Source organism: Streptomyces himastatinicus ATCC 53653 (assembly GCF_000158915.1).
Classification (GTDB): domain Bacteria; phylum Actinomycetota; class Actinomycetes; order Streptomycetales; family Streptomycetaceae; genus Streptomyces; species Streptomyces himastatinicus.
In genome coordinates, this window is sequence record NZ_GG657754.1 from 5457530 (window position 1) to 5461366 (window position 3837).

General features: G+C 75.9%; 3 protein-coding genes. All 3 read left to right on the forward strand.

Annotated features, from left to right (window positions below; translation table 11 throughout):
• Positions 1–114 precede the first annotated feature (114 nt).
• On the forward strand, positions 115–1545 hold the full coding sequence (locus tag SSOG_RS23135) for an amidase (protein WP_009716665.1): 1431 nt from the start codon (positions 115–117) through the stop codon (positions 1543–1545).
• A gap of 94 nt (positions 1546–1639) precedes the next feature.
• Positions 1640–2839: a PucR family transcriptional regulator gene (locus SSOG_RS23140; protein ID WP_167542504.1), complete on the forward strand. Its 1200-nt coding sequence runs from the start codon at positions 1640–1642 to the stop codon at positions 2837–2839.
• 632 nt (positions 2840–3471) lie between these two features.
• Positions 3472–3837: NAD(P)/FAD-dependent oxidoreductase (locus SSOG_RS23145; protein ID WP_039938445.1), on the forward strand; the 366-nt coding region annotated here is incomplete at its 3' end.

The window sequence follows — 3837 nt, forward strand, 5'->3', positions numbered from 1 at the left end:
GGGCGGGGTGGGGAACAACGGCTGCCGCGGGGCTCCGGGCAGCCAACCGGGGGCCGGGGGCGTGCCCCCGGTTCGGTGTGGGGACAATTCGGCAACCTACGAGAGCGAGCTACCGTGACGGACCACGACGACGAGCTGTGCTACAAGACCGCGCGCGAGCTGAGTGCCCTGTTGCGGGGGCGTGAGGTGTCGGCGCGGGAGGTGGTGCGGGCGCATCTGGAGCGGATCGAGCGGGTGAATCCCGAGGTCAACGCCATCGTCACCCTCGTCGCGGACCGCGCGCTCGACGCCGCGGCGGCGGCCGATGAGCGGATTGTGGCGGCGGGGGCCGACGGGGTGGGGGTGCTGCACGGGCTGCCCATCGCGCACAAGGACACCCACAACACCGCGGGCATCCGCACCAGCCATGGTTCGCCGCTGGTCGACGGCATACCCGACCAGGACGACCTGATCATCGAGCGCATCCGGGACGCCGGGGCGATCACTTTGGGCAAGACGAACGTGCCCGAGTTCGCCGCCGGTTCGCACACCTTCAACCCGATCTTCGGCGCCACCCACAACCCGTACGCACCCGACCGCAGCGCGGGCGGCAGCAGCGGGGGCGCGGCCGCCGCGCTCGCCAGCGGCATGGTCCCGATCGCGGACGGCAGCGACACCGGCGGGTCGCTGCGCAACCCGGCCTCGTTCAACAACGTGGTGGGGCTGCGCCCGTCGCCCGGGCGCGTCCCGACCTGGCCCGCGTCGAACGCGTGGACCACGCTCTCGGTCAAGGGCCCGATGGCCCGTACGGTCGCGGACACCGCGCTGCTGCTGTCCGCGATGGCGGGCCCGGACCCGCGGTCGCCGATCGCGCTGGAGGAGCCGGGCGCCCGGTTCGCCCGGCCGCTGGACCGGGACCTTACCGGGCTGCGGGTGGCCTGGTCGCCGGACCTGGGCGGGCTGGTGCCGGTGGAGCCGGAGGTGGCGGCGGTCGTGGAGGCGTCGGCGGGGGTCTTCGAGGACCTCGGGTGCGTGGTGGAGCGGGCGTGCCCGGACCTGTCGGAGGGCGAGGAGGTGTTCCGTACGCAGCGGGCCGCGCTGTTCGAGGTCGCGTTCGGCCCGCTCATGGACCGCCACCCGGAGGGCCTGAAGCAGACGATCCGGGAGAACGCGGAGGCGGGACGCCGCCTCACCGGGCCCGAGGTGGCCCGGGCCGAGGTGCTGCACACCGCGCTCTTCCACCGCGTCCGCGCCTTCTTCGAGCGCTACGACGTGCTGCTGCTCCCGGTCAGTCAGGTGCCGCCGTTCGACATCGGCATCGAGTACCCGACCGAGGTGGCGGGCGTGGCGATGGGGGACTACCTGGAGTGGATGCGTTCCGCGTACCTGGTCACGTCGACGGGCAGCCCCGCCCTGTCCGTCCCGGCCGGGTTCACGCCCGCCGGGCTGCCGGTGGGTCTCCAGATCGTCGGCCCGCACCGGGCGGACTTCGCCGTCCTCCAGATCGGCCACGCCTTCGAGCAGGCCACCGGGTACGGGCGGCGCCGCCCGGAGGCGATCGGGTAGCGGGGCGAGTAGGGGACGTCCATGGACAATCCCCGCGTCAGCGCATCGATACGGCCCGGTCCGGGTAGTGGCCCCCGGAACCGTCGGCGCGCTCATGAGCGGAGGAGCCATGTACGACGACTCCCCGGACGGCCTCCTCGCCCTGGCCAACAGCATCGCCGGGCTCGTCGGCGCGCCGGTCACCATCGAGGACGACGCCTCCGAACTGATCACCTACTCGCCCGGCCAGGAGTACTCGGACGACGCCCGCGTCGCCACCATCCTCAGCCGCCGGGTGCCCGACCGGTACCGGCCGCTTCTGCGCAACGACCGTCTTGATGTGCGGCTGGCGGGCTCGTCCGTCCCGCTCTACGCGGACTTCCGGGCGTCCGGGGCGGCGCCCGATGTGCTGCCGCGGGCGATCATGCCGATCCGGGTGGACGACCTGTCCGTGGGTTCCATCTGGGCGATCGTGCCGACCGCGCCCTCCCGGGAGCAGCGGGCGGCGCTGGAGGAGGCGGCCGCGCTGGCCGCCCCGGTGCTGGCCCGGCAGATCGCCCGGCGGCGCGGGGAGGAGGCGCGGCGGGCCGCGGCCGTACGCGCGCTGCTCGGCGGCGGGGCGGGGGCGGTCGAGGCCGCCGCCGAACTGCCGCTGGCGCCCGGCCCGCTGGCCGTCGTCGCGCTGCGGCCGCTGTCCCCGGCCCCGTCCGGCGAGCCGCTGCGGCGTGCGCTCGCCGGACTCGACGCGCTCGCCGGACCGGCGCTGGGCGGTGTCCACGCGGAGGCCGACGGCGCGGGCTACGCCGTGCTGCCGGTGCGCGACGAACAGCGGCTGGCGCGCGTCGTCCGCGAACTCCAGGACCGGTCCGGCCTGGTGGCCGGGGTGGGCCGTACCGTCCCCGGTCCCGACACGCTGGACCGCTCCCGGGCCGACGCCGACCTGGTCGTCCGCCTCCTCACCCGGCTGGGCGGCGTGGGCGGCGCGGCCGCCCACATCCGCGATGTCCACCTGGACGCGCTGCTCATGCAGACGGTCGACCTGGCCGACGAGGCCGGGCACGACCCGCTGGGCGCGATCGCCGAGCTGGAGCGCTACGACCGCGAGCGCGGCACGGACCTGCTCGACAGCCTGGCCCGCTACCTCGCCACCGGCGAGGACGCCCGACTGGCGGCCCGCCAACTGCACGTCCACCCCAACACCCTGCGCTACCGCCTGCGACGCGCACACGAGATCGCGGGCCTCGACCTCACCGACCCGGCCGCCAAGTTCGAGATCCAGCTCCGCCTACGCCTACGAGCGCTGCGCCTGCCGTAGCTGACGCCGGGCCCATACGCATCCTCCGGCCCGCCGCCGAATTCCGGCGCGGCCCCGGCTTCTGGCGTGCCGCCGACTTTCGGCGCGCTGCCAACATCCAGTGCGTCCCGTGGGCCCGTTGACGGCCGGGAGCCTCTGTGGCGGGCCGCGGCGGGTGGCTTTGGCGGCGCTGTCCCGTGCCGGGCGTGCTCGCGCCGAATGGCCACGCGCCCGGGACGATGCCCCCGCCGGGGCGCCCCCGCCGAGACGGCTCAGCCCGCGCCCGGGCGGACCCCCACCGGGACGGCCTTCGCCGGGGATGGGCCCTCGCCGGGACGCCCCCGCCCGCACCCGGGGGCGGGCAGCACCGGGGGCCCTGCCTGCGCCTGAGGACGGCCGTCCGCCCGGGGCGGCCCTCCGCCGGGAACGCCACTCGCCGCGGACGGGCCCCCGCCCGGAGCGGCCCGGCCTCGGGGGCGGCCAGCGCCCGAGGCCGGGCCGGCACCACCGCCCGCCCGCCACGCGTCGTCGGCTTGTTCCGGGAGACAACACCCGCCCCCGCGCAATCGGTCCCCAGGACAGTGCGGCGCTCGCCCCCGCGCGCCCATGATGCGTACGCAGCACGCAAAGCCAGCGGGAAGGGGAACGTCACCGTGTCCACACCACGCAGCGCCGTCGTCGTCGGTGCCGGAATCGTCGGGCTCGCCACCGCGTGGGCCCTCCAGAGCCGGGGCGTCGAGGTCACGGTGGCCGAGCGGCGGCGGCCCGCGGCCGGGGCCTCGTGGGGGAACGCGGGGTGGCTGACGCCGGCGCTCGCCATGCCGTTGCCCGAGCCCGCCGCGCTGCGGTACGGGGTGCGCAGTCTGGTCACGCCGACCTCGCCCGTCTACATCCCGCCGCGGGCCGATCCGCGCCTGGCGCGCTTCCTGCTGTCGTTCACCCGGCACTGCACGCCGCGCCGCTGGCGGGTGCTGGCCACGACGTTCGCCGCGCTGAATTTTTTTGCGCTCGCCGCGTAC

Coding starts and splice junctions, on each gene's coding strand:
- SSOG_RS23140 (WP_167542504.1), top strand. CDS start 1,640: ATGAGCGGAGGAGCCATGTACGACGACTCCCCGGACGGCCTCCTCGCC.